Source organism: Labedaea rhizosphaerae (assembly GCF_004362825.1).
In the GTDB taxonomy this organism is placed as follows: Bacteria; Actinomycetota; Actinomycetes; order Mycobacteriales; family Pseudonocardiaceae; genus Labedaea; species Labedaea rhizosphaerae.
In genome coordinates, this window is the sequence record NZ_SNXZ01000001.1 from 1617999 (window position 1) to 1642473 (window position 24475).

The window sequence follows — 24475 nt, forward strand, 5'->3', positions numbered from 1 at the left end:
CTGGGCTCAGCCGCCCATCACGACCGCGGGCGAGACCACTTCGGCCACCTTGGGGTCGGTGGGCTTGCTCGCGCCGTGGTTGCCGAACATCGTGGCGACCAGCACCACGGCGATGATCGCCAGCACGGCCATCGCGGCGAGCAGCGGGCCGATGATCGCCTTCGCCGCACTGGCCACCGTCTTGACGACCTTGGCCGCGATCATCAGGGCACTGATGAGGACGACGATGAGGACGCCGGGCACGGCCGGCGGGATCACGGCGGCGTCGACCGTCTGATCTTGAACGAGATAAAGGGTTGCGCTCACAGCTGCCTCCTGTGGTTCACCGGGGCGGGCCCGGTGCCGGAAGACGTTCGGTGACGACCGGCTCGACGCGGGTCGTCGTCCAGGGCGCGAAGCCCAGTCCGAGGCGGTGGAGCTCTCTGGTGGGAAGGGGACCGACAACACTGTGCCTTACGTCCTTCAGCAACCTCCCGCCTGCTTCAGTGAACTTCAGCTACGTTTGCTGTAGCCGGTGTCCGCAGCCTACCTGCGACTAATCTCCTTGCCAATGGACAGAAGCGTGTCAGATTGCCTTACCAGCGACGATGTGTCACGCTCGCAGCACGGAACAGCGTCAATCAGCTTCACTGAATATCGATGAAGGACTTCGGGCCATGGTGCAGCCGTCCGGCGCCGCGTACGACAGAGCCGCCCTTGCCGCGCGCCTGCGCCAGCTCCGGGTCGGCCGCTGGCCGGAGGCGGCGCTGACCCAGCCCCAGCTGGCGGCCGCGTTGGGGGTGGGCCCGTCGAGCGTCTCGTCGTGGGAGAGCGTCACCGCGACCAAGGTCCCGCCACTGTCCAGGCTGGACGGTTACGCGACCTTCTTCGCAACCCGCCGCTCGCTCACCGCACCTGGGTTGCTGAGCCCCGACGAGCTGACCGCCGAGGAACGCGCCGAGCGCGACCGGTTGCGCAAGGAGCTGTTGGAGCTGCGTGGCAGCGGGCAGCTCGAGCCGGGCGAGACCCGCAGCCTCTGGCAGTTCCCCGACGGCAACCCGGTGCGGCTGATCTGCGGTGAGCTGTCGCGGGAGAACCGCAAGGACCTGTTCACCTCGGCGAAGCGGCGCAACTACATCCAGCTGCAGGCCTACGCCGACCTCGACGCCATGGTCGAGCTGTACGGCCACGTCCGCGCCGAGAACCCGGGCTCCGACGTGCAGTTCGACCTCGCGCCCCGGCTCGAGCACGACGACCTGCAGAGCCACCTGGTGATGCTCGGCGGCATGGCGATGAACCAGGGCGGGCGGACGCTGGCCAACCTGCTGGGCCTGCCGGTCGACCAGGTCACCATCGCCGAGATCAACAACGGCGAGGTCTTCGACATCACCCGCGACGACGGGACGACCGAGCAGCACGGCCCCGAGGTCTGGGGTGACGTCCGGGCCGGTGACCTGATCAGCGACGTCGGCCTGTTCGTGCGCGCGCCCAACCCGAACAACCAGGACACCACGCTGACGATCATCAGCGGCGTGTTCACCCGCGGCACCTACGGCGCGGTGCGGTGCCTGACCGACCCGGCGGTCCGCGACGGCAACTACCAGTACCTCGCCGAGCGCTTCGACCTGGCGAAGCCGTTCGCGGTGCTGATGAAGGTGCCGGTGCTCGACCACGCGACGGCGACGCCGGACCTGCGCGTGCCCACGAATCGCCTGTTCGAGTGGCAGAACTAGGCGTCATCCGCATTTCACCTCGACCACCCACGGGGGCCGTTAGGCTGCCGCCATGGGTCAGCCGATGCAGCAACAGCAGTTCCCGATCCTGCTGTCCACGATGAACGACGCTCCTGGGTACAAGGTCACCCACGTGCTTGGTGAGGTCTTCGGCCTCACCGTCCGCAGCCGCAACGCCTTCTCCAACATGGGCGCGGGCTTCAAGGCGCTCGCCGGCGGCGAGCTGAAGGGTCTGACGACGCTGCTCCAGCAGTCCCGTCACGAGGCCCTCACCCGGCTGGTGCAGGAGGCGATGGCCCGCGGCGCGAACGGCGTGCTGGCCATGCGCTTCGACTGCAACGAGATCGGTGGCACGGCGAGCGAGATCGCCGCGTACGGGACGGCGGTCTACATTGTCCCGGAGAACCAGGCGCAGCAGCAGCAACCGGGTCACGCCCACCAGCAGCAACCCCAGGGCCAGCCCCAACCTCAGGGTCAGGCGCAGTACCAGCAGGGCTGAAACCCAGCTGTCACACCGACGTTCGGCGATCCACACGGGTCGCCGAACGTCCTTTTTGGTGTGTCCTTTGTGGTGCGGGCTCAGCCGTCGCGGCGCCGATAAGCAATCCCCGCAGCCACCGCTCCGGCCAGCGCACCCGCCCCCAGCACCGACGGCACACCGATCTTCGCCGCCTTGCGCCCGGTCCGGAAATCCCGGATCTCCCACCCGCGCTTGCGGGCGATCTCCCGCAGCCCGCCGTCCGGGTTCACCGCCACCGCCGTCCCGACCACCGACAACATCGGGACGTCGTTCGACGAGTCCGAGTAGGCCGTGCACCGGCGCAGGTCCAGGCCCTCGCGGGCGGCCAGTGCGCGCACCGCGTGCGCCTTCGCCGAGCCGTGCAGCATGTCGCCGACCAACCGTCCGGTGTAGACACCGTCCTCGTGCTCGGCCACCGTCCCCAGCGCCCCCGTGAGCCCGAGGCGCCGCGCGATGATCGCGGCCAGTTCGATGGGCGTCGCCGTCACCAGCCAGACGCGTTGCCCGGCGTCCAGGTGCATCTGGGCCAGCGCGCGGGTGCCCGGCCAGATCTTGTCGGCCATCAGCTCGTCGTAGATCTCCTCGCCGAGGGTCACCAGTTCCTCGACGGTGTGCCCGGCGACGAACGACAGCGCCTGCTCGCGGCTGGCCCGGATCCCGTCCTGGCTCTCCCGGCCGCCGACCCGGAACCAGACCTGCTGCAGCGCGAACTTCGCGAGGTCGGAGCTGGAGAAGAACTTGCGGGCGGCCAGGCCGCGGGCGAAGTGGAAGATCGACGCGCCGACCATCATCGTGTTGTCCACGTCGAAGAAGGCGGCCGCGGTCAGGTCCGGGGTGACGTCGACCGGCTCGGTGCTCGCCGCCTGCTCGGCGGCGTACGCGACCTCGGCCGACGCCTCGCCCGCGAGCTCGGCGAGCCGCTCAACCTCGGCGTCCCCAGCGCCGCTCCGCCACTGTGCCAACGCGCCTCCCGTGCCGATCCCTTGCGAACAGCCTAGCGACGCACCGCTCGACGGGTCGTGGACCTCAGCCGCCGAGTTGGATGCCCGGCAAGCCGGGTAGCAGCGGGCCGAGGCTGATCGGCGGCAACGGCAGCGGGATCACGAGCGCGGGCGACGTCGTCGTGGTGGTCGGCGGGGTGGTGCCCCCGGACGTCTCGGTGCCCGGCGACGGCATGGTCAGGATCGGTGCGCCGGGCAGACCCGGCTGCGGCTGCGACTCGGTCGGCACCGGCCGGCCGGGCGCGGCGCCGCCGGGGCCGGGCGTCGGCGTGGTGGTCACCGAGGGGTTCACCGACGGGTTCCGGTTCGGGCCCGAACCCGGTTCGCTGGGGTTCTGACCGCCGGAGCGCACGCACGTGGTGGTCGCGGGCAGCGCGCCGATCGCGTCGGCGTTGCCGGAGGTGATCTGGTCGCACGGCAGGCGCTGCGACAACGCGTCCGCGCGGTCGGCGATCGCGGTGGCCAGGGCCAGCGACGAGGCCGCCCGGGACCGCGCCGCCGTCGGCAACCGGTCGGTGATCGCGGTCAGCCGGCTGGCCTGCTGGCGCCCCCACGAGCTCAGCGTCGACAGCAGCGACCCGTCCTGGCGGGTGGTCATGGCGATGAGCTGCCGGGACCCGGCGGACGCGTCGGTGTCGAAGTCGGTGAGCGCGGACAGGTAGCCGCCGACGGGTGCGTCGCCGGGGCCGTAGCGCTGGGCGAGCGTCTCCATCTCGCTGACCCGCGCGGTCGCGAACTCCAGGTGCTTGAACGCCTTCTGCTCGTCGCCGAAGGTGAGCCCGAGCGAGGCCGCTTCGGCCGAACGCTTGATCCCGTACAACGCGTCGCCCGGCAGCGCGTCCCGGCTGAGCAGCAACGACATCCCGCCCAGCGCGAACACCAGGCACAGCACCGCCACCGCGGCTATCGCGAACCGGCCGCGGGCGGACGTCGCCCGAGGTTTGTCGTCCTCGTTTCGTGGTCCGCGCGGCGGCCTGCGCCGGGCACCCGGCCGGCGACCGGACCGGCCGCTGGGCGGGCGCACGAGGCGCGGCGTGGTGGACGGGGAAACCTTGCCGTCCTCGGCTAATCCGGCGAGCACCCGCGAACGCATCCGGGCCCGCTCGGTGTGATCGGGCGCGGTCGCCTCGGCCAGGTCGCTGAGCATGGCGACCAGCGAGCGCTCGTCGGTGGAGAAGCCGATCAGGTCGGCATCGGTGCCGGCGCCGTCACCAGGGTGCGGGCCAGCGGCGCGAGCACTGTGCTCGTGCTGGTCACCGCGCCCACTGGGCGTCCTGCGCCTGTTCACATCCCGCTCCGGCCTGCTGGGCGATCACGAGGATCTCGAATTGAGAAACGACAACGTTCTTTACGAGTTACGCCATTCGTGGGTGCGGTTGTTCACCTCACCCCTTCGGGCAACAACTGGGCAAGCCTGCGCACGGCACGATGCTGCAACGCCTTCACCGCGCCGTCGTTGCGGTTCATGATCTTGGCCGTCTCCGCCACCGAGAGCCCCTGCAGGAAGCGCAGGACGATGCACTCGCGCTGGTCGTCGCCGAGCTGGTCGATGCAGGCGAGCAGGGTGGCGCGGGTCGCGTTGGACAGGACCTGCTGCTCGGGCCCGGCCTGCACCTGCTTGGTGTCGTCGGCGACGTCGGCGGCCACCACCTCGAGCCGGAACCGGCTGGACTTCACGTGGTCGAGCACCAGGTTGCGGGCGATCGTGACGAACCACGCGCCCACGTCGCGGCCCTGGTAGGTCACGGTGCCGATGCGGCGCAGGGCGCGCAGGAAGGTCTCGCTGGTGACGTCCTCGGCCAGCTCGCGGTCGCCGACGCGGAACAGCACGTAGCGGAACACGACGTCGACGTAGCGGTCGTAGAGGCTGGCGAACGCCGTGGTGTCGCCCTGCTGGGCGGCGTGCACGAGCTCCCAGATCTCCGCGTGCTCGGGATCGGGCTGCTTGCCCTCGGCTCCGCTAGCGGTGTCCGGAGCAGTAACCCCGGTGGTGTCCGCGGTGGTGTCCGGCCTGGTCTCCGGTGTGCTCATGGCGCCACCCGCGCCGCTGATCCGGGGCAAGGGCCAGCCGCGCGACACCCGGACGGTGTCACGCTCGGGACGAGCCGTGGCCGACCCGACGGTGAAGGCATCGCCCTCCCTCGTCCGTCCCCCGGGTGATCGCGCCACCACCCGGAGTCGTACGCAGCATACGTGTTGTTACTTCGGAGTAGGTATTAATCGGACCGTTGCAGTGGCCTCCGTGGTTGAGACTGCTCACCGGGGCGACCGTGACGGTAGTGAGTCGTGCCACACTGCGAGTCGTTCGCAACGCAAGCGTGTCCGTACCGTCTCATGGCAGGAAGGTCGTCGATGCCGGAAAAGGCCCCTGAGCAGCCCGGTAACCTGGCCGATCTCGTCGCCCGCGCGGCACGCCGGGTGCCGGAGCACCGCGCGCTCATCGACCTGGCCGCCGGCCGCACCCTCACGTGGGCCGAGACCGACCGCGCCGTCGACGCCTACGCGCGCGTGCTCGCGGAGGCCGGGCTGGCCGCCGGAGACCGGGTCATGCTGCGCCTGCCCGCCGGTGCGCCGCTCTGCGTGGCCTTGTTCGCCGTGAGCCGGGCCGGCGGCATCGCCGTTCCGGTGGCCGCGGACGGACCGGAGCGCGAGGTGCGGCGCGTGCTGGAGCACAGCGGCGCGAAGCTGGTGGTCGGCGGCGACGCCCTGGACGGTTCCACTCTGGTATCACCGCCTGACCTCGATGTCAGCGACACGGAAAGTGTCGAGTCGACCACGCAAGGCGAGGATATCGCGGTTCTCTGCTACACGTCGGGCACCGTGTCGGCGCCCCGCGGCGTGATGCTGTCCCACCGCGCCCTGCTGGCCAACGTCACGCAGTGCGCGCAACTCAAGCCCGCCCCCGTCACCGCGACCGACCGCGTGCTGCTCGCCGTCCCGCTGCACCACGTCTACGGCCTCGGGCCCGGCCTGCTTCAGATCGCCGCCGCCGGCGCGACCGCCGTGCTGATGGACCACTTCGGCACCGACGCCGCCCTGCAGGCCTGCCTTGAGCACAAGGTGACCGCGATCGTGGGCGTGCCGCCCATGTACCAGGCGTTCGCCACGGTCGCCGAGGACCGCCTGGACGCGGCGCTCGCCCACGCGCGGCTGCTCACCTCTGGGGCCGCGCCGCTGCCCCAGACCGTGCTCGCCCGGATCCGGGCGCTGACCGGGCTCTCGGTGTTCGAGGGCTACGGCCTCACCGAAACCGGGCCGGTGCTCACGTCCACGCTGGTCGGCGGGTACGCCAAGCCGGGCTCGGTCGGGCGCGCGCTGCCCGGCGTCGAGCTGCGCCTGGTCGACAGCGACGGCACGCCGGTCGGCGACCTCGACGACCCGGACGAGACGCTCGCGGACACCTCGACCGGGGAGGACACCACGGGGCTGGTGTCGGCGCGCGGGGCGAACCTGTTCAGCGGCTACTGGCCCGACGGCGCGCACGGCCCCGACGCCGAGGGCTGGTTCCGCACCGGCGACGTCGGCTACTTCGACGCCGAGGGCGACCTGCACCTGGTGGACCGCGCGACCGACCTGGTGATCGTGAACGGCTTCAACGTCTACCCGCACGAGGTCGAGGAGGTCCTGGGCGAGCTGGCCGGGGTCGCCGAGGCGGCCGTGGTCGGCGAGCCCGACGAGCGCACGGGCGAACGCGTCCGCGCGGTGCTGGTGCTGGCCGACGGCGCGGAGCTGACCGTCGAGCAGGTGCGCGCGCACTGCGGCGAGCGGCTCGCGAAGTTCAAGGTGCCCTCGGTCGTCGAGTTCGCCGACGCCCTGCCGCACTCGGTGACCGGCAAGGTCCGCCGGGCCAGCCTGCGCGGTAACTTGCCTGCGTGAAGCAGCACCAGGTGACCGTCATGACCCGGCAGGGGTGCCACGCCTGCGCGGTGGCCGAGGCCGACGTGGCCCGCATCTGCGCCGAGCTCGGCGTCGACTGGGACACCCAGGACGTCGACACCGACCCGGAATTGCGGGCCGAGTACGGCGATCGCGTGCCGGTGATCGTGGTCGACGGCGCGGAGCACGGCTACTGGAAGGTCGAGGAGCCGCGCCTGCGCGCCGCCCTCAGCTGACGCTGAGCAGGGTCAGCAGGCGTTGACCATCTCGTGGATGGCCGCCTTGGCCGCCGCGTCGTCGTCGCGCGCGACCGCCGCCAGCGACTTGCGGGCCGCCGCGGCGCACGCCTTGTCCTTGGCCGAGGCCTGCTGCGCGTTCTGAGCGGCTTCCTTGTCCTGGTTGGCCTGCGTGAGCTGGGTCTTGGTGTTCTCCAGCTCGGTCTTGGTGTTCGTCAGGTCGGTGTGGGCGGTCTGCGCGTCCTTCTGCGCGGCCGAGAGATCGGTGCGCGTCGAGTCGAGCTGCTCGGCGGTGGTCTGGTGGTCGCTCTTCTCCACGAAGTAGAGCGCGCCGAACGTGACCGCACCCGCGAGCAGCAGGACGGCGACCACGGCGAGCACGAGCACCGACTTGTTGCGCGGCTTCGGCGGGGTCGGCTGCGGACCCGTTGCCGGGTAGTTCGGTTCGAACCCGCCGGTCACCGGGTACTGCGCGGTGCCGCCGACGACCGGATACTGGGAAGTGCTCTGGCCCGGCTGCTGCTGGTACGGCCCACCCTGCTGCGGGTTGTACGGCTGAGTCATGGTTTGCCCCCTCTTGTGCGTCCCTGGACTGTCGTTTGACTTGACCGAACCGTTTCCGGCTCCCGCCAGGTACTACCGATTTCTTACGGACACCGGATCGGGCTCGAACCGCAACCGAATCGGGGGCGAAATAGAGACATGACCTCCTTGATGACCGGCCCGGCGGAACCGATCGCACCGGCGGACCGGCTGCCGGCTCGCATCGCCGCGCTGGTCGGCGTGCTCGGCGTGTTCGCCGCCGTGGCCGCCGGTCACCTGGTCGGCGGGCTGGTCGGCGGGGACGCCTCGCCGTTCCGCGCGGTCGCCAACCAGGTGCGCGACCGGTCGCCGGACGCGGTCGTCGAGTGGGCCAAGCAGACGCTCGGGACCAGCGACAAGTTCGTCGCGCAGCTCGGCGTGGCCGTCGTGCTGGTGCTGCTCGGCGTTCTGGCCGGGCTGTTGTCCCGCAAGGTCGCATGGCCCGGCCTCACGCTCGCGGTCGTCCTCGGGATCACCGGCATCGTCGCGGTGCTCCAGCAACGCGACGTCGGCCAGCTCGGCGTCCTCGCGCCGGTGGCCGGCCTGGTCGCCGGGGCCTCGGTGTTCGGCTGGCTGCACCGGCTCGCGCTGGCCCGGGTGGAGAACGACACCCCGGCCGCCGGGGTCTCGCGGCGGACCTTCCTCAAGGCCTCGGGCGGCACCGCGGCAGGCGCCGGGATCGCCGTGGCCGCCGGGCAGTGGCTGGCCGACAGCGTGGACGTCGAGGGCTCGCGTGCGTCGGTCGGCAAGCTGGTCGCGCAGGTCAAGGCGCCGCCGTTGCCCGCGGGCGCGGACTTCGCCGCCGACGGGACGCCGACGTTCCTCACGGCGAACGCCGACTTCTACCGCATCGACACCGCGTTCGTGCTGCCCCGGATCACCGCGCAGGACTGGAAGCTGCGCATCCACGGCATGGTCGACAAGGAGTTGACGCTCTCCTACGCCGATCTTCGGCGGTTCCGGCTCGTCGAGCGCGATGTCACGCTGACCTGCGTCTCCAACGAGGTCGGCGGCGACCTGATCTCCACGGCGCGGTTCGTCGGCGTGCCGATCCACGAGGTGCTGGACCTGGTCGGCGTGCGGCAGGGCGCGCAGCAACTGCTCTCCACCAGCAAGGACGGCTGGACCTGCTCGACCCCGGTGGACGTGCTGCAGGACCCCGAGCGGATGGCGCTGCTCGCCATCGGCATGAACGGCGAACCGCTGCCGCTCGAGCACGGCTTCCCGGTCCGGCAGGTCGTGCCCGGCCTCTACGGCTACGTCTCGGCCACGAAGTGGGTGGTGGACTGGGAGTTCACGACGTTCTCCGGTCACAGCGCCTACTGGACCGACCGCGGCTGGTCCGAGCAGGGCCCGATCAAGACCGAGTCACGCATCGACACACCCAAGGACGGCGCCTCGGTCGGCGCGGGCAAGGTCACGGTCGCGGGCATCGCGTGGGCGCAGAACACCGGCATCGACAAGGTCGAGGTCCGGGTGGACAAGGGCCCGTGGCAGCAGGCGGAGCTCTCGACGGAGGTCACGGACCAGGCGTGGCGGATGTGGCGGGTGAAGTTCGACGTCCCGCCCGGCACGCACACCGCCGCGGTGCGGGCCACCGACCGCGACGGCTACACCCAGACCGAACACCACGCCGACCCCGTCCCGGACGGCGCGACGGGCTGGCACTCGGTGGAGTTCGACGCCAAGTGAGTCCGGGCGCCGGTTCCTCGCAATGGTGACCCCCGCCCGCCTGGCGACACGCCCGCCCACCCCCCGCGACGGGCCGGCATTCGGTGGCTTTCCCAGCCCGGTGAGGGGGCCGTTATGGCCCCTGGCTACGGACTTTGTGCATGCGTTCACAAATGGCTACCGTGTACGGCATCGACCGCAGCCGTATCCCACCGGGATCCCGCGCGGCCAGGTGACCAGACCCCAGCATGGTGAGGAGAGCCGGCGTGGCGCGACGTGGCAGGCACGGTGCGGATGCCCCCCGCAACGGCACTGCTCCAGCACCCGGTGCCGCCGAGGTGACCGCGCCGATGCCCGCGATCGAGGACGGCCCGTCGGTCCCGGCCGCCCGCGAACGCGCCCGCGCCATCCCCGAGGCCGCCGTGGCCCGGCTCGCCGTGTACCTGCGCGTGCTGTCCGCGATGAGCGAGCAGGGCGTCAGCTCGGTGTCCAGCGAGGAGCTCTCCGCCGCCGCGGGCGTCAACTCCGCGAAGCTGCGCAAGGACCTGTCCTACATCGGCTCGTACGGCACGCGGGGCGTCGGCTACGAGGTCGGCGTGCTCGTCGACCAGATCGAACGAACCCTCGGCTTGACCCGCAAGCACAGCGTGGCTGTAGTCGGCATCGGTAACCTCGGACACGCACTCGCCAACTACGGCGGGTTCCCCGGACGAGGATTCCCCGTGACCGCGCTGTTCGACGTGGACCCAGACCTGATCGGCATCCCGGTCGGCGGCATCCCCGTGCACCACATCGACGACATCACCGCCGTGTGCGCCGAGCGCGAGATCTCCATCGGCGTGATCGCGACCCCGCCGCCCGCCGCGCAGGCCGTGTGCGACCGGCTGGTCCAGGGCGGGGTGGAGTGCATCCTGAACTTCGCCCCCGTGGTGTTGCAGGTGCCGGACACGGTCGAGGTGCGCAAGGTGGACCTCGCGGTGGAACTGCAGGTGCTCTCCTTCCACGTGGCGCGACGCGCCGACCAGGCCCAGGTGGACGCGATGGCCGATGCCCGCGAAGACGGCGACCGGACCGGTATCGACGGGATGGTGGTGCGCTGATGAGCGTCCTCGCCGTCGGGATCTCCCACCGCACCGCTGACGTGCGGGTGCTCGAACAGGCCGCGCTGCCCGCGGACGGCGTCGGCAAGGTGCTGGCCGACCTCATGCAGTGCGAGCACGTGGCCGAGGCCGTCGTGGTCGCCACGTGCAACCGGCTCGAGGTCTACACCGTGGTCGGCGCGTTCCACGGCGGTCTCGCCGACGTCGTCGCCGTGCTCGCCCGGCACACCGGCCTGACGCCCGCCGTGCTGCAGCAGCACCTCTACGTGCACTACGCCGACGCCGCCGTCGACCACCTCTTCACGGTCACGGCCGGCCTGGACTCCATGGTCGTCGGCGAGGCCCAGATCCTCGGCCAGGTGCGCACCGCGTACGGCACCGCGCGCGAGGCCGGCACCGTCGGGCGCACGCTGCACGAGCTGGTCCAGCAGGCGCTGCGGGTCGGCAAGCGCGTGCACGCCGAAACAGACCTCGACCACGCGGCCGGCTCGGTCGTCTCCGAGGCGCTCGCCGACGCGACCACCGTGCTCGGCACCCTCGCCGGGCGCAGTGCGGTGGTCGTCGGCGCGGGCGCGATGGGCGGGCTCGCCGTCGCCGCGCTGCGCCGCGCGGGCATCGGCGCCGTCGTGATCGCGAACCGGACCAAGGAACGCGGCGAGCGGCTGGCCGGCGCGCTGGCCGAGCACGGCATCGCCGCCGAGGCCGTGGGCCTGGACGACCTGGCGCCCCGGGTCGCCGCCGCGGACCTGTTGGTCGCCTGCACCGGTTCGGTCGGTGCCGTCGTGCGCACCGCGGACGTCCCGGATCGTGGGGGCCGTCCGCTGGTCGTGTGCGATCTCGGCCTGCCGCGCGACGTGGAGGCCGCGGTCGCCGAGCTGACCGACGTGACCGTCGTCGACCTGGAGAGCCTGCAGCGCAGGCTCGCCGGCAGCCCCGCGGCCCTCGACACCCACAAGGCTTTCGAGCTCGTCGTCGAAGAGGTGCGCGGCTACCTCGCCGGGCAGCGCTCGGCCGAGGTCACGCCCACCGTCACGGCCCTGCGCCGCCGGGCCGCCGAGGTGGTGGACAGCGAGCTGCTGCGGCTGGACTCGCGGCTGCCCGGCATGGACGAGCGCACCCGCGAGGAGCTGACCCGCACCGTGCACCGGGTGGTGGACAAGCTGCTGCACACCCCCACCGTGCGGGTGAAGCAGCTGGCCGCCGACCCGTCCGGCATGGGCTACGCCGACGCGCTGCGTGAACTCTTCGCGCTCGACCCACAGGCACCGGCGGTGCTGACCAGCATGCCGGAGGGTGAGGAGCGGTGAGGACCCTGCGCATCGGTACCCGGGGCAGCGCGCTCGCCCTGGCCCAGACCCAGTTGATCGCCGACGAGCTCACCAAGGCGGGCGCGTCGGTGGAGATCGTCACCGTCAGCACGCCGGGCGACCGGTCGAGCAAACCGATCGCCGAGATCGGCATCGGCGTGTTCACCTCGGCGCTGCGTGACGCGCTCGCCGACGGCACCGTCGACGTGGCGATCCACTCCATGAAGGACCTGCCCACCGCGCCGGACCCGCGGCTCTCGCTCGCCGCGGTCCCGCTCCGGGAGGACCCGAGGGACGCGCTCGTCGCCCGCGACGGGCTCACCTTGGGCGAACTGCCGGCCGGTGCCCGCATCGGCACCGGCGCGGCGCGCCGCTCCGCGCAGCTGCGGGCGCTCGGCTTCGACCTCGAGGTCGTGCCGATCCGCGGCAACGTGGACACCCGGTTGAAGATGGTGACCGACGGCAAGCTCGACGCCGTCGTGGTCGCCAAGGCCGGGCTCGCCCGCCTCGGCCGGGCCGGGGAGATCACCGAGGTGATCGACCCGATCCAGATGCTGCCCGCGCCCGCACAGGGCGCGCTGGCCGTGGAGTGCCGGGTCGACGACGTCGACACCGAGCACCTCCTCCAGTCCACTGTGGACGACAGGCCGACCAGGGCCGCGGTAGCCGCGGAGCGCGCTTTGCTGGCGGCGCTCGAAGCCGGCTGCCACGCGCCCGTCGGCGCGCTGGCCGATGTGGTGGAAGACCTCGACGACGAGGGCAAGGTCGTGATGGGCCTGCTCTTGCGCGGGGCCGCCGCCGAGCACGACTCGTTCGACCCCGCCGGCAGCGGCCGGGTCGGCATGGTGCGTGCCACGGTCACCGGTGACCTTAACGATGGTGTGCGGCTCGGCCGGGCGTTGGCCGCCGAGCTGCTGGAACTCGGGGCCGGGGCGCTGTCCGGTCCCGAGGCGTAGTTGATGGGAAGTGGCCTGACGATGACCACCCGTGCACGAAAGACCCCTGGCCGCGTCGCGTTCGTCGGCTCGGGACCCGGCGACGCCGGCTTGCTGACCGTGCGGGCGCAGCAGTTGCTGGAACGCGCCGACCTGGTGATGACCGACCCGGACGTGCCGCAGGGCGTGCTGGCCTGCGCCAGTGCCGAAGCGGAGGTGCGCCCCGCCGTGGGCGCGCCCGGCGACGTCGCCAAGGACCTCGTGTCCGAGGCGAAGGCCGGCCGGCTGGTGATCCGGCTCGTGTCCGGTGACCCGCTGACGCAGTCCGCGGTCGTCGCCGAGACCCAGGCGGTCGCCAAGTCCAGCGTCGCGTTCGACGTGGTACCCGGTGTGCCGGCCGGAACGGCGGTGCCCGCGTACGCCGGCATCGCCCTCGGCTCCGCGCACACCGACGTGGACGTGCGCTCCGACGTCGACTGGGCGGGCCTCGCGGCCTCGCCCGGCCCGATCGTCCTGCACGCGACCGCGACGCACCTCGCCGAGGCGGCGTCCTCGCTCGTCGAGCACGGCATCGCGGCGCAGACCCCGGTGGCGGTGACCTCCGACGGCACCGGCAACGGCCAGCGCACGATCGACACCACGCTCGCCTCGCTCGCGGCCGACGCCGGTGAGCTCTCCGGTCAGCTGATCGTGACCGTGGGCAGCGTCGTGGCGAACCGCCCGAAGCTCTCCTGGTGGGAGTCGCGTGCGCTCTACGGCTGGCGGGTCCTGGTGCCGCGCACCAAGGACCAGGCCATCGAGATGAGCGAGCGCCTGCGCACCCACGGGGCCATCCCGTCCGAGGTGCCGACGATCTCGGTCGAGCCGCCGCGCAGTCCCGCGCAGATGGAGCGCTCGGTCAAGGGCCTGGTCGACGGCCGCTACCAGTGGGTGGTGTTCACCTCGACCAACGCGGTGCGCGCCGTGTGGGAGAAGTTCGCCGAGTTCGGCCTGGACGCCCGTGCGTTCTCCGGCGTGAAGATCGCGTGCGTCGGCGAGTCGACCGCGGAGAAGGTGCGCTCGTTCGGCATCGTGCCCGAGCTGGTGCCCTCCGGCGAGCAGTCCAGCGAAGGCCTGCTGGCCGACTTCCCGCCCTACGACGACATCCTCGACCCGGTGGAGCGCGTGCTGCTGCCGCGGGCCGACATCGCGACGGAGACGCTGGCCGCCGGGCTCCGCGATCGTGGCTGGGAAATCGACGACGTGACCGCGTACCGCACCGTGCGCGCGGCCCCGCCGCCGGCCGAGACCCGCGAGATGATCAAGAGCGGCGGCTTCGACGCGGTGTGCTTCACCTCGTCGTCGACCGTGCGGAACCTGGTCGGCATCGCGGGGAAGCCGCACGCGCGGACCCTGGTGGCGTGCATCGGCCCGAAGACCGCGGAGACGGCGCGGGAGTTCGGGCTGCGCGTGGACGTGCAGCCGGAGAACCCGCAGGTCGTGTCCCTTGTGGACGCTCTGGCCGAGCACGCGGCCCGGCTGCGCGCCGAAGGCGCCCTGCCGCCGCCGCGCAAGACCAAGCGCGCCCGCCGCTAGGTTCGACCCTCGAAAGCCCCGCGATCCGTTGTGGTTGCGGGGCTTTCGTGCGCTTGCGAGGGAATTGGCCCGAAAGTCGGCCCGAGCACTTTGGGTAACGGACAGTCTCTTAGGGTGGTCATGTGGCCGAACACCTGTTCGTCGATGAGACGAAGGAGCGCGGGTTTCTGTTGACGGCGGTACGCGTTCGCCCGCAAGAGCTCGACATCGCTCGCAAGGCGGTGCGCGAGCTTGTACTGCCGGGGCAGCGACGGCTGCACTTCACATCGGAGCGGGACTCCCGCCGGAGGCAAGCGCTGGGCGCCCTCATGCCCCTGGCGGTCGACGCCATGATCTACGACGCCGGCTCGCGCCCCCGTAGGCAGCAGCGTGAGCTGTGCCTTCGTCGTCTTGTGGCGGACGCGATCTCGGCCGGTGTGCGAATGATCGTGCTCGAGCAGGACGACTCGGTCATGGAACTCGATCGCCGGTTGCTGTTCCAGCGGGTGCGTGAGCTCGACTGCGATTCCTTGGAGTACCGCCACTTTCGTGCGACCGAGGAGCCGTTGCTCGCAATTCCTGATGCGGTTGCGTGGTGCTGGCAGCGTGGTGGCCCATGGCGGGCGCGGGTTCGGCCGCTCGTCAGCGCGGTGCAGACCGTCTGAACCTGGCCGTGGAAAGCGCGAAGCCTGGCCCACCCACCGTCCGGAAGGCTGCCAGGCTCACTTCACGCGGCTACTGCCGTGTGCACCACACACATTACCGCAAAGCGACGCAAAGCGGCGATGCCCGAGAACCAGGCCGATCTCGCGGTTTGGGACAATGGTGGTCCACGAGAAGGCTCCCCGGAGGCGACAGCGTGTTCCCCAGTCAGCGGCCGCGACGGTTGCGCAGCACCGCGGCCATGCGTGCCATGGTCAGCGAGACGACACTGCGGCCGGACCAGCTGGTCCTGCCCATGTTCGTCAAGGAAGGCGCCGGCGAGCCGGTCGGGATCGCGAGCATGCCGGGCGTCGTCCAGCACACGCGGGACAGCCTGCGCAAAGCCGCGGTCGACGCCGTGCACGCGGGCGTCGGCGGGCTGATGCTCTTCGGCGTCCCGACCACCAGGGACGCGGTCGGCTCCGGCGGCACCGACCCCGACGGCATCCTCAACGTCGCCCTGCGCGACCTGAAAGCCGAACTCGGTGACGCGACGGTCCTGATGGCCGACCTCTGCCTCGACGAGTTCACCGACCACGGGCACTGCGGCGTCCTGGACGCCGACGGCCGGGTCGACAACGACGCCACTCTGCGGCTCTACGCCGACATGGCGCTGGCGCAGGCCGAGGCGGGCGCCCACCTGGTCGGGCCCAGCGGGATGATGGACGGCCAGGTCGGCGTGATCCGCTCCGCGCTGGACAAGGCGGGCCACCTCGACACCGGCATCCTCGCCTACACCGTCAAGTACGCCTCGGCCTTCTTCGGTCCCTTCCGCGAGGCCGTCGAGTCGCAGCTCAAGGGCGACCGCAAGACCTACCAGCAGGACCCGGGCAACGTCCGCGAAGCCCTGCGCGAGCTGCGGCTCGACCTCGACGAGGGCGCCGACCTGGTCATGGTCAAACCGGGGCTGCCCTACCTGGACGTGCTGCGCGCGGTCGCCGACGCCTCCGACGTGCCCGTTGCCGTCTACCAGGTCTCCGGCGAGTACGCGATGGTCGAGGCGGCCGCCGCCAACGGCTGGCTCGACCGGCGCCGCACGATCATGGAGACGCTCACGTCGCTGCGCCGCGCCGGTGCGGACGTGGTGCTGACGTACTGGGCGGTCGAGGCGGCCGGATGGCTGCGTGAGCGCGACGGGCTGCCCCGGTAGCCTTCGGCCGTGAGCGAGCTTGCGAGCGAACCGATCTGGCACAGCGAGCCGGCGAACGCCGGCCCCGAGCCCCTGGCGAGGGGGTGGGCGTGAGTACACCAGGCGATCGGGACGAATCGGCGGACGAGGTCAAGGCTGAGCCGGAGCGGCCCATCATGCCGACGGCGGCCGAGGCGAAGGCCGCGCAGGGGACCGATCCGACGCCGCGCCCGGTGCAGACCGCGATCGGCATGCTGTTCGCTTCCGGGGCCGTGTGCCTGATCGCCGGGATCCTGGTGCTGCTGTTCCGCCAGGCGCAGATCGACTACCAGGTCCAGCACCCGCCCGCGCCGAACCTCACGCGCGACGACATCGCCGGCAACGTGACGATCCAGGCCGTGCTGCTGATCATCGCCGCCGTGGTCAACGCCGCGTTCATCTGGCTCTTCGGCATCAAGGTCCGCATCGGCGACAAGCGCTCGCGGACTCGGCTGACCGTGATCGTGTTGCTGCTCGGGCTGTTCCAGTTCTTCTTCGGCAGCCCCATCAGCGCGTTCGGCGTGCTGATCGGCCTCATCGGCCTCATCATGCTGTTCCTCCCGAGCGTGAAGTCGTTCTTCGTCAAGCAGTGACACCGCGATGACCACGCCCGACGACTCCGCCCTCGTGCTCTACGCCGAGCCGGGTTCGAGCCTGTGGCCGGTGTTGTGGGGGCCGGGGTTCGCGCTGGCCGGTGCGTTGGTGGAGGCGATGTCGGGACCGGTCCACGTGGTCGCCTGGGTCGTGGTCGGGATCGTGCTCGCCGGGCTCGCCCTCGTCTGGGTGCAGGCGCGGCGGCGGGTGTGCGCGGTGCGGCTGACCACGTCGGCGCTGACCCAAGGCCGGGAGTCGCTGGGCGTGGACAAGCTCGCCGAGGTCGACGACGTCGGCGCGTCGATCGGCGCGCGGGTGCTCGGCGGCGGCTGGTCGGTGCCGCGCAAGTACACCGAGGTGCCGGTCCGGCTCACCGACGGCAGCACCGTGCTCGCCTGGGCACGCGACGGTGAGGCCCTGCGCGCGGCCCTCAGCCGGTTGCTCGCCAACCACGACCGGTAAGTTCGAGGACGTGAGCACGCCCAACAAGCCGAGCGGTGACGAGCTCGGCTCGATGCCGCCGCCCCCGCAAGGGAAGAGTGGCGGTGCCGAGTCCGGCCCGCCCGTGCGCCCGCGCGCGGTCGACCTGGCGTGTCTGCTGACCCTGATCGGCACGGTCTTCGCGGCCATCGTGACCGCGGTGACCTACCTCGGCGACGAGACGGCGATGCGTGAGCTGATCCGCCAGGCCCTCGACGACGCCGGAGAGTCGGCGACCGACGCGGACATCGCGGCGGCCATGACGTCGTTCAAGACGATGATCGTGCTGTCCCTGGTCATCGGCGTCGCCGTCGTGCTGTTCTTCGTGATGAAGCTGCGTGCCGGGCGCAACTGGGCGCGGGTGCTGATCGTCGCGTTCGCGGCCATGAGCGTGTTGATCTTCCTGGCCAACGCGGGCGCCATCGGGCTCGGCGTGGACTTCCTGATCAACGCGGTGTCCGTCGCCATCTCGGTCGCGACCATCGTCTACTTGTTCCGCGCCGAGTCCAACGCGTACTTCATCGCCGTGAAGCAGCGCCGCCTCGGCGGCTCGCCGAAGGCGTGAGATGCTGCCGTGGTGACCAGGGGTGAACGGCTGAACCAGCCGGTGCGTGCGGTCGTCGCCGTCGTCGAGGTGCTGGTCGCCGCCGGCCTGGTGTGGCTCGCCTTCCAGATGTGGCCGCAGGCCATCGCGATGATCTTCGACAAGGCCGACGACGGCACCGTGCTGATCTCCTCGCGGTACTTCGGCAACTGGGCCGCGGGCGCGATCGGCGTCGGCACCATCGCCGCGCTGCTGGTGGTGGACGCGATTCGCCAGCTCGTCCTGGCCATGCGCGCGCGCCCGAAGCGCAACGAGCCGAAGCCGGAGCCGCTCGCCGACGACCTGGCCCAGGTCCAGGCCTGACCAAGCCTGTGCCGCCGGTCACTCGGGTGCACCTGGAAGACTGGCGGACGTGACTGGCTCGGTGGATCGTTCGCAGGCACTGTTCGAGCGCGCGCGGGCGGTGACGCCCGGCGGGGTGAACTCGCCGGTCCGCGCCTTCCAGGCGGTCGGCGGCACACCGCGGTTCATGGTCCGCGGCGAGGGCCCCTACCTCTGGGACGCCGACGGCAACCGCTACGTCGACCTGGTCAGCTCGTGGGGCCCGATGATCCTCGGGCACGCGCACCCGGCCGTCGTCGACGCGGTGCGCACGGCGGCGACCAGCGGCCTGTCGTTCGGCACGCCGACCGAGGGCGAGGTCGAGCTGGCCGCCGAGCTCATCGACCGGGTCGCGCCGGTCGAGCAGGTGCGCCTGGTCAACTCCGGCACCGAGGCGACCATGAGCGCGATCCGGCTGGCCCGCGGGTTCACCGGGCGCAGCAAGATCGTCAAGTTCGCCGGCTGCTACCACGGCCACGTCGACGCGCTGCTCGCCGACGCGGGCTCCGGCGTCGCCACCCTCGGTCTCCCGACAACGCCCGGCGTGACCGGCGCGCAGGCGCAGGACACGCTCGTCCTGCCCTACAACGACTTGAGCGCGGTCCAGGCCGCGTTCGCCGAGCACGGCGACACGATCGCGGCGGTGATCACCGAGGCGGCCGCGGGCAACATGGGCGCGATCGCGCCGGTCGACGGTTTCAACGCCGGGCTCAAGGAGCTGTGCACGCAGCACGGGGCGTTGCTGGTGATCGACGAGGTGATGACCGGGTTCCGGGTCTCGCGATCCGGTTGGTACGGCCTGGAAGGCGTGGCCGGCGACCTCTACACGTTCGGCAAGGTCATGTCGGGCGGGCTGCCTGCCGCCGCGTTCGGCGGACGCGCCGACGTGATGGCCGCGCTGGCGCCGATCGGGCCGGTCTACCAGGCGGGGACGCTGTCGGGGAACCCCGTCGCGGTCGCCGCGGGCCTGGCGACCCTGCGCAATGCCGACGCCGGGGTCTACCAGGCCCTGGACGCCAACGCCCAGCGCCTCGGCGACCTGTTCGGCAAGGCGCTGTCCGCCGCGGGCGTGCCGCACCAGGTGCAGTACGCGGGCAACCTGGTCAGCGTGTTCTTCACCGACCAGCCCGTGCGCGACTACGCCGGTGCCAAGGCCTGCGACACCGCGCGGTTCGCGCCGTTCTTCCACGCCCTGCTGGACGGCGGGGTCTACCCGCCGCCGAGCGCGTTCGAGGCGTGGTTCGTCAACGCGGCGATGGACGACGCGGCCTTCGAAGTGATCGAACGCGCGCTGCCCGCGGCGGCGCAGGCGGCGTCATCCGTGGCGGTGCCCCAGTGACGCGCACGATCGTCCACCTGCTGCGTCACGGCGAGGTCTACAACCCCAACGGCATCCTCTACGGGCGCCTGCCCGGGTACCGGCTGTCGGACACCGGCCAGCGCCAGGCCCTGACCGTCGCGGAGTTCTTGGCGGGCAACGACATCGTGCACGTCGTCGCGTCCCCTTTGGAGCGTGCGCGGCAGACCGCGGCGCCGATCGCCGACTCGCACCGCCTGGAACTCGCCACCGACGACCGGCTGATCGAGTCGGAGAACGCCTTCGAGGGCCAGCGCGTCTCGGTCGGCGACGGTGCCCTGCGCTCGCCCCGCAACTGGCCGCTGCTGCGCAACCCGTTCCGCCCGTCGTGGGGTGAGCCGTACCTGAAGGTGGCCCACCGCATGCTGGCCGCCGTGCACCGCGCGCGAGCGGCGGCGATCGGGCACGAGGCCGTGTGCGTGTCGCACCAGCTGCCGGTGTGGACGATCCGCCGGTTCCTGGAGGGCAAGCGGCTCTGGCACGACCCGCGCAGGCGGCAGTGCTCGCTGGCGTCGCTGACCAGCCTGGAGTTCGACGACGAGCGCCTGGTCGCGATCCGGTACACGGAGCCCGCGGGGGCGTCCAACCCGAAGGTGACCGGCGCATGAGGCGGGTTCTGCTCGCGGTGCTGGCGGCCTTGACCTTGGCCGGGTGCGCGACGGACAAGGACGCGCGGCCGGACACCGGGACGTTCGAGCTCGTGTCCCCCGGTGGCAAGACCGACATCACGTACACCGGCGACGACCGCAAGCCGATCTCCAACCTCAGCGGCGAGGACTTGCTGCAGGAAGGCAAACCGCTCTCGCTCAACGACTTCCGCGGCCAGGTCGTCGTGATCAACTTCTGGGGGGCGTGGTGCCCGCCGTGCCGGGTGGAGGCGCCGCAGTTGCAGCAGCTCTACGACCAGACTCGCGCGTCGGGCGTGACCGTGCTGGGGATCGACCTGCGGGACAACGACCGGAGCTTCCCGCAGGACTTCGTGCGTGACCAGAAGATCACGTACCCGTCGATCTACGACCCGGCTGCACGTTCCTTGTTGAGCCTCAAGGGGTATCCGCGGAACACGGTGCCGTCGACGATCATCCTGGACCGGCAGCACCGGGTGGCTGCGGTGTACTTGCGCAGCGTCCTGGCCTCGGACATCCAGCCGTTGGTGGACAAGCTCGCCAAGGAGAAGTAGCCCGGCTCTCCGCGGTGTTGGGGGACTTGTGCGCGGCTTGCCGATTGGCTCGGCTCAGGCTCAGCGGCGCTCGTTGGTGCTGCCTGGCCTCGCTGGGCCGTCGTCCTCTTGGGTGTGGGCGGGGCCACCGTTCGACGGGGCGGAACCGGGCTCTCACATGGCGGTCCTTACCCTGAACGGGTGGACCCGACGCAGCTAGCCGCCTCCGGCCCGCTGCTGCTGGCCAGCGGGCTCGCGCTGGCTGCCGGGGCCGTGTCGTTCGCGTCGCCGTGCGTGGTGCCGCTCGTGCCCGGCTACCTGGCCTACCTGGCCGGGCTGGTAGGGGCCGACGCGCCGCCGGTGCGCGAGGACGAGCCGGCCAAGCAGGGTCGCTTCCGGGTGCTCGGCGCGGCGCTGCTGTTCGTGGCCGGGTTCTCCGTGATCTTCATCGCCGGCATGGGCGCGCTCGTGTGGCTCTCCGACGCCCTGCTGCTCAACGAGGACCTGCTGCAGCGCATCGGCGGCGTGCTCACGATCTTGATGGGCCTGGTCTTCCTCGGCCTCGTCCCCGGGATGCAGCGCGAGTTCCGCTCGCACAAGGTGCCGACGGCGGGACTGATCGGTGCGCCGGTGCTCGGCGCGATCTTCGGGCTCGGCTGGACGCCGTGCATCGGACCGACGCTGGCCGGGGTGTTCGCCATCGCCAGCGGCACCGACGGCGGCACCGCGCGCGGGTTCTGGCTCGCGGCCGTCTACTGCCTCGGGCTCGGCGTGCCGTTCCTGGTGATCGCGCTCGGCGCGCGGTGGGCGGTGCGTGCGTCCGGGTGGCTGCGCCGCAACGGGCGCAAGGTGCAGCTGGTCGGCGGCGGCCTGCTGCTGGTCGTCGGCGTGTTGCTGGTCAGCGGACTGTGGGGGGACATCATCTCGTGGCTTCGGGAGACGGTCGTGTCGAACTCGACGGTGCCGCTGTGACGGTCATCGAAGAGAAACCCGACGTCCAGCCGCCGCGCAGACGCGTCAACCCGATCCTCGCGTTGCTGCGCAACACCTGGCGCGGCCTGACGTCCATGCGCATCGCGCTGGTCCTGCTGTTCCTGCTCGCGCTCGCCACCCTGCCCGGCGCCCTGCTGCCGCAACGCAACCTCGACGCGACCAAGACCGCCAACTACATCGCCGCGCACGGCTGGTGGGGTGAGCTGCTGGACCGCCTGCAGTTCTTCGGCGTCTACTCCAGCGTCTGGTTCTCGGCGATCTACCTGCTGCTGTTCATCTCCCTCGTCGGCTGCCTCACGCCGCGCACCTGGGACTTCGTCAAGGCGTTGCGGGCGAAGCCGGTGCTGGTGCCGCGCAACCTGGCCCGCCTGCCGCACCACGCCACCAAGACCGTCGACGACGACCCCGACGAGGTCATCGCGGCGGCCAGGCAGCGCCTGCGCCGCTGGCGGATCGTCGAACGCGAGGAGGAGGACGGCGCTCGCACCTTGTCGGCCGAGCGCGGTTACCTGCGCGAGGCGGGCAACCTGGTCTTCCACTTCGCCATGCTCGGGCTGATCGTGAGCCTGGCCATCGGCAAGCTCTTCAGCTACGAGGGCGACGTCATCGTCATGGCCGACGGCTCGCAGTTCTGCAACTCCGGCGTGCTGAACTACGACTCGTTCCGCCCGGGCATCGAGATCGACGGCACCGACCTCGACCCGTTCTGCGTGAAGATCAACGACTTCTCCGCCGGGTACCTGCCCAGCGGCGCGGCCGAGAGCTTCCACGCCGACATCGAGTACCAGTCCGGCGCCGACCTGGACAACGGCACGTGGCGGCCCTACACGCTGCGGGTCAACGACCCGCTGCGGACCGCGGGCGACCGGATCTACCTGTCGGGTCACGGCTACGCGCCGGTCTTCACCGTGAAGTTCCCCAACGGCGAGACCCGCACCCACACCACCCAGTGGGAGCCGGTCAACATCCAGAACTTCCTGTCACAGGGCGCCACCAAGTTCGACCCGCCCGGCGTGACCGACCCGGCGCAGCGGCGCACCAAGCAGCTGGCGATCACCGGCCTGCTCGCCCCGACCGCCGCCTTCGACGGGACGCTGCTGCAGTCGGTGTTCCCGGACGCGCTCAGCCCGGCCGTCGCGATCGACGTGCTGCGCGGCGACCTCGGCATCGATTCCGGGCGTGGGCAGTCGATCTTCTCCGTGGACCAGTCCATGGTGGACAGTGGGGCGCTCAAGCGGGTGGCCCGGCAGAACCTGCGCGCGGGCGAGAGCATGAAGCTCGACGACGGCACCGAGATCACCTTCGAGGGTCTGCGTCCGTGGGTGAACCTCCAGGTGTCGCACGACCCGACGCAACTCTGGGTGCTCGCGTTCGCGTTGCTGATCGTGCTCGGCCTCGGGACGTCACTCACCGTGAAGCGCCGCCGGGTCTGGGTGCGCGCGACCCCAGCAACCGGAGACGACGCCGGGGGACGTACGGTGGTCGCAGTCGGTGGGCTCGCGCGCACCGATCAGGCGGGTTACGGCGAGGAGTTCGCGCGGATCGAACGCGCCCTCCTCGGGGACAAGGAGACCTGATGCCGGTCAACGAAACCCTGGCCACCTACAGCGACTGGGCCTATGGCACCGCGGTGGTCATCTACGTACTCGCGATGATCTTCTTCCTGGTCGAGCAGGCGATGCACCGCGCGCCCGGCAAAGCCAAGCTCGAGGTCGAGGCCAAGCAGCTCGCCACCGTCGGCGGCCCGGCCGAGCTCGACGACACCAACGACACTGAGGACACCGACGACTCCGACGAACCCGAGGCGCCCAAGGCGGACCGCGGGGACCGGATCGGACGGATGGGCTTCGCCCTGCTGGTGCTGGGCGCGTTGCTGCACCTCGGTGCCGTGCTGGCCCGCGGTTTCGCGACCGAGCGGGTGCCGTGGGGCAACATGTACGAGTACGGCTCCGCGGTGTGCCTGGTCGCCGTGATCGCCTGGATCGTGCTGATCCGCAGCTTCCCGGTCCGCCGCCTCACCGCGTTCGTGCTGCTGCCGATCGTCGTGCTGATGTTCCTCGGCGGCACGGTGCTCTACACCGCGGCCGCGCCCGTGCAGCCCGCGCTGCAGTCGTACTGGCTGGTCATCCACGTCTCCGCGGCCGCGTCCGCGAGCGGCATCCTGCTGGTGCCCGGCGTGGCGAGCGTGCTGTACCTGGTCAAGTCGGCCAACGAGAAGAACCCGGCGCGGTTCGGGCGGTTCGCCGGCCGGCTGCCCGCCCTCGACGTGCTCGACCGCATCGCCTACCGCACCACGATCATCGCCTTCCCGGTCTTCACCTTCGGCGTGGTGTGCGGGGCGATCTGGGCCGAGTCGGCGTGGGGCCGGTTCTGGAACTGGGACCCCAAGGAGACCTGCGCGCTGGTCGCCTGGGTCATCTACGCCGCGTACCTGCACGCCCGCGCGACTGCCGGGTGGCGGGGAACCAAAGCCGCGGCGATCAACGTCCTAGGGTTCGCCGCGATGGTGTTCAACCTGTTCTTCATCAACCTGGTAACGGCAGGGCTGCATTCCTACGCGGGTCTCGGCTGAACTGGCATCGTTCGACCCCTCTGTCAGGCGT

Annotated in this window: 26 protein-coding genes; 21 read left to right on the forward strand and 5 right to left on the reverse strand. The window is 71.3% G+C overall.

Annotation, left to right across the window (positions count from 1 at the left end; genetic code table 11):
- Window positions 1-6: 6 nt before the first annotated feature.
- On the reverse strand, window positions 7-306 hold the full coding sequence (locus EV186_RS07705) for a hypothetical protein (RefSeq protein WP_133848310.1): 300 nt from the start codon (window positions 304-306) through the stop codon (window positions 7-9).
- A 350-nt stretch (window positions 307-656) separates the two neighbouring features.
- Between EV186_RS07705 and EV186_RS07710 the strand changes: the two genes are divergently transcribed.
- Window positions 657-1712, forward strand: coding sequence for a helix-turn-helix domain-containing protein (locus EV186_RS07710; protein ID WP_133848311.1), 1056 nt, complete (start codon window positions 657-659; stop codon window positions 1710-1712).
- Between the two features lie 52 nt (window positions 1713-1764).
- Window positions 1765-2211, forward strand: coding sequence for a YbjQ family protein (locus EV186_RS07715; RefSeq protein WP_133848312.1), 447 nt, complete (start codon window positions 1765-1767; stop codon window positions 2209-2211).
- An 80-nt stretch (window positions 2212-2291) separates the two neighbouring features.
- On the opposite strand, the gene EV186_RS07720 is transcribed toward EV186_RS07715, so the two are convergent.
- From EV186_RS07720 to EV186_RS07730, 3 genes are all read right to left on the reverse strand, one after another.
- On the reverse strand, window positions 2292-3194 hold the full coding sequence (locus EV186_RS07720; RefSeq protein ID WP_133848313.1) for an HAD family hydrolase: 903 nt from the start codon (window positions 3192-3194) through the stop codon (window positions 2292-2294).
- Between the two features lie 64 nt (window positions 3195-3258).
- Window positions 3259-4521 (reverse strand): DUF5667 domain-containing protein, encoded by a 1263-nt coding sequence (locus tag EV186_RS07725; protein ID WP_133848314.1) that lies wholly within the window; start codon window positions 4519-4521, stop codon window positions 3259-3261.
- A 92-nt stretch (window positions 4522-4613) separates the two neighbouring features.
- A complete protein-coding gene (locus EV186_RS07730) occupies window positions 4614-5264 on the reverse strand; it encodes a sigma-70 family RNA polymerase sigma factor (protein ID WP_133848315.1) in 651 nt (216 codons plus the stop codon).
- A gap of 321 nt (window positions 5265-5585) precedes the next feature.
- Between EV186_RS07730 and EV186_RS07735 the strand changes: the two genes are divergently transcribed.
- Window positions 5586-7109, forward strand: coding sequence for an AMP-binding protein (locus EV186_RS07735; protein WP_208115497.1), 1524 nt, complete (start codon window positions 5586-5588; stop codon window positions 7107-7109).
- A gap of 20 nt (window positions 7110-7129) precedes the next feature.
- Window positions 7130-7345 (forward strand): glutaredoxin family protein, encoded by a 216-nt coding sequence (locus tag EV186_RS07740; protein WP_133848856.1) that lies wholly within the window; start codon window positions 7130-7132, stop codon window positions 7343-7345.
- Window positions 7346-7357: 12 nt separating this feature from the next.
- Here the strand turns inward: EV186_RS07740 and EV186_RS07745 are convergent, their stop codons facing one another.
- Complete coding sequence (locus EV186_RS07745; protein ID WP_133848317.1) at window positions 7358-7909, reverse strand: hypothetical protein; 552 nt, start codon at window positions 7907-7909, stop codon at window positions 7358-7360.
- 138 nt (window positions 7910-8047) lie between these two features.
- On the opposite strand from EV186_RS07745, the gene EV186_RS07750 reads away from it, so the two are divergent.
- The 17 genes from EV186_RS07750 to ccsB all read left to right on the forward strand — a co-directional run bounded on the left by EV186_RS07750 (window position 8048) and on the right by ccsB (window position 24444).
- Entirely contained in the window at window positions 8048-9619 is a 1572-nt protein-coding gene (locus EV186_RS07750) for a molybdopterin-dependent oxidoreductase (RefSeq protein WP_133848318.1), read from the forward strand.
- Window positions 9620-9846: 227 nt separating this feature from the next.
- On the forward strand, window positions 9847-10698 hold the full coding sequence (locus tag EV186_RS07755; RefSeq protein WP_133848319.1) for a redox-sensing transcriptional repressor Rex: 852 nt from the start codon (window positions 9847-9849) through the stop codon (window positions 10696-10698).
- On the forward strand, window positions 10698-12005 hold the full coding sequence (locus tag EV186_RS07760) for a glutamyl-tRNA reductase (RefSeq protein WP_133848320.1): 1308 nt from the start codon (window positions 10698-10700) through the stop codon (window positions 12003-12005). Before EV186_RS07755 ends, EV186_RS07760 begins: the two co-directional genes overlap by 1 nt.
- Window positions 12002-12961 (forward strand): hydroxymethylbilane synthase, encoded by a 960-nt coding sequence (hemC, locus tag EV186_RS07765; protein ID WP_133848321.1) that lies wholly within the window; start codon window positions 12002-12004, stop codon window positions 12959-12961. The genes EV186_RS07760 and hemC overlap by 4 nt, the downstream gene beginning before the upstream one ends.
- Before the next feature lie 21 nt (window positions 12962-12982).
- Window positions 12983-14515: a bifunctional uroporphyrinogen-III C-methyltransferase/uroporphyrinogen-III synthase gene (locus EV186_RS07770; protein WP_133848322.1), complete on the forward strand. Its 1533-nt coding sequence runs from the start codon at window positions 12983-12985 to the stop codon at window positions 14513-14515.
- A gap of 122 nt (window positions 14516-14637) precedes the next feature.
- On the forward strand, window positions 14638-15159 hold the full coding sequence (locus EV186_RS07775) for a hypothetical protein (RefSeq protein WP_133848323.1): 522 nt from the start codon (window positions 14638-14640) through the stop codon (window positions 15157-15159).
- A gap of 194 nt (window positions 15160-15353) precedes the next feature.
- Window positions 15354-16346, forward strand: a complete 993-nt coding sequence (gene hemB / locus EV186_RS07780) for a porphobilinogen synthase (protein WP_133848324.1) — start codon at window positions 15354-15356, stop codon at window positions 16344-16346.
- Between the two features lie 89 nt (window positions 16347-16435).
- Window positions 16436-16957 carry a hypothetical protein gene (locus tag EV186_RS07785; protein WP_133848325.1) on the forward strand — a complete coding sequence of 174 codons (522 nt, stop codon included), beginning with the start codon at window positions 16436-16438 and terminating at the stop codon, window positions 16955-16957.
- Between the two features lie 7 nt (window positions 16958-16964).
- A complete protein-coding gene (locus tag EV186_RS07790; RefSeq protein ID WP_133848326.1) occupies window positions 16965-17420 on the forward strand; it encodes a hypothetical protein in 456 nt (151 codons plus the stop codon).
- A gap of 10 nt (window positions 17421-17430) precedes the next feature.
- A complete protein-coding gene (locus EV186_RS07795) occupies window positions 17431-18003 on the forward strand; it encodes a V-type ATP synthase subunit I domain-containing protein (protein ID WP_133848327.1) in 573 nt (190 codons plus the stop codon).
- Window positions 18004-18015: 12 nt separating this feature from the next.
- On the forward strand, window positions 18016-18345 hold the full coding sequence (locus tag EV186_RS07800) for a hypothetical protein (protein ID WP_133848328.1): 330 nt from the start codon (window positions 18016-18018) through the stop codon (window positions 18343-18345).
- Between the two features lie 49 nt (window positions 18346-18394).
- Window positions 18395-19702, forward strand: a complete 1308-nt coding sequence (gene hemL, locus EV186_RS07805; protein WP_133848329.1) for a glutamate-1-semialdehyde 2,1-aminomutase — start codon at window positions 18395-18397, stop codon at window positions 19700-19702.
- Window positions 19699-20328, forward strand: a complete 630-nt coding sequence (locus tag EV186_RS07810; RefSeq protein ID WP_133848330.1) for a histidine phosphatase family protein — start codon at window positions 19699-19701, stop codon at window positions 20326-20328. Before hemL ends, EV186_RS07810 begins: the two co-directional genes overlap by 4 nt.
- Entirely contained in the window at window positions 20325-20900 is a 576-nt protein-coding gene (locus tag EV186_RS07815; protein ID WP_133848331.1) for a TlpA disulfide reductase family protein, read from the forward strand. Before EV186_RS07810 ends, EV186_RS07815 begins: the two co-directional genes overlap by 4 nt.
- 180 nt (window positions 20901-21080) lie before the next feature.
- Window positions 21081-21851 (forward strand): cytochrome c biogenesis CcdA family protein, encoded by a 771-nt coding sequence (locus EV186_RS07820; RefSeq protein WP_133848332.1) that lies wholly within the window; start codon window positions 21081-21083, stop codon window positions 21849-21851.
- Window positions 21852-21946: 95 nt separating this feature from the next.
- Window positions 21947-23449, forward strand: a complete 1503-nt coding sequence (gene resB / locus EV186_RS07825) for a cytochrome c biogenesis protein ResB (protein ID WP_133848857.1) — start codon at window positions 21947-21949, stop codon at window positions 23447-23449.
- Window positions 23449-24444 (forward strand): c-type cytochrome biogenesis protein CcsB, encoded by a 996-nt coding sequence (gene ccsB, locus EV186_RS07830; RefSeq protein ID WP_133848333.1) that lies wholly within the window; start codon window positions 23449-23451, stop codon window positions 24442-24444. Before resB ends, ccsB begins: the two co-directional genes overlap by 1 nt.
- Window positions 24445-24475: the final 31 nt, after the last annotated feature.

What these genes read in the sequence shown, in the direction of transcription:
- EV186_RS07710 (WP_133848311.1), top strand. Translation starts at nt 657, where the DNA reads ATGGTGCAGCCGTCCGGCGCCGCGTACGACAGAGCCGCCCTTGCCGCG.
- EV186_RS07715 (WP_133848312.1), top strand. Translation starts at nt 1,765, where the DNA reads ATGGGTCAGCCGATGCAGCAACAGCAGTTCCCGATCCTGCTGTCCACG.
- EV186_RS07730 (WP_133848315.1), bottom strand. Translation starts at nt 5,264, where the DNA reads ATGAGCACACCGGAGACCAGGCCGGACACCACCGCGGACACCACCGGG.
- EV186_RS07735 (WP_208115497.1), top strand. Translation starts at nt 5,586, where the DNA reads ATGCCGGAAAAGGCCCCTGAGCAGCCCGGTAACCTGGCCGATCTCGTC.
- EV186_RS07740 (WP_133848856.1), top strand. Translation starts at nt 7,130, where the DNA reads ATGACCCGGCAGGGGTGCCACGCCTGCGCGGTGGCCGAGGCCGACGTG.
- EV186_RS07745 (WP_133848317.1), bottom strand. Translation starts at nt 7,909, where the DNA reads ATGACTCAGCCGTACAACCCGCAGCAGGGTGGGCCGTACCAGCAGCAG.
- EV186_RS07750 (WP_133848318.1), top strand. Translation starts at nt 8,048, where the DNA reads ATGACCTCCTTGATGACCGGCCCGGCGGAACCGATCGCACCGGCGGAC.
- EV186_RS07755 (WP_133848319.1), top strand. Translation starts at nt 9,847, where the DNA reads ATGGTGAGGAGAGCCGGCGTGGCGCGACGTGGCAGGCACGGTGCGGAT.
- EV186_RS07760 (WP_133848320.1), top strand. Translation starts at nt 10,698, where the DNA reads ATGAGCGTCCTCGCCGTCGGGATCTCCCACCGCACCGCTGACGTGCGG.
- EV186_RS07770 (WP_133848322.1), top strand. Translation starts at nt 12,983, where the DNA reads ATGACCACCCGTGCACGAAAGACCCCTGGCCGCGTCGCGTTCGTCGGC.
- EV186_RS07790 (WP_133848326.1), top strand. Translation starts at nt 16,965, where the DNA reads ATGACCACGCCCGACGACTCCGCCCTCGTGCTCTACGCCGAGCCGGGT.
- EV186_RS07815 (WP_133848331.1), top strand. Translation starts at nt 20,325, where the DNA reads ATGAGGCGGGTTCTGCTCGCGGTGCTGGCGGCCTTGACCTTGGCCGGG.
- resB (WP_133848857.1), top strand. Translation starts at nt 21,947, where the DNA reads ATGCGCATCGCGCTGGTCCTGCTGTTCCTGCTCGCGCTCGCCACCCTG.
- ccsB (WP_133848333.1), top strand. Translation starts at nt 23,449, where the DNA reads ATGCCGGTCAACGAAACCCTGGCCACCTACAGCGACTGGGCCTATGGC.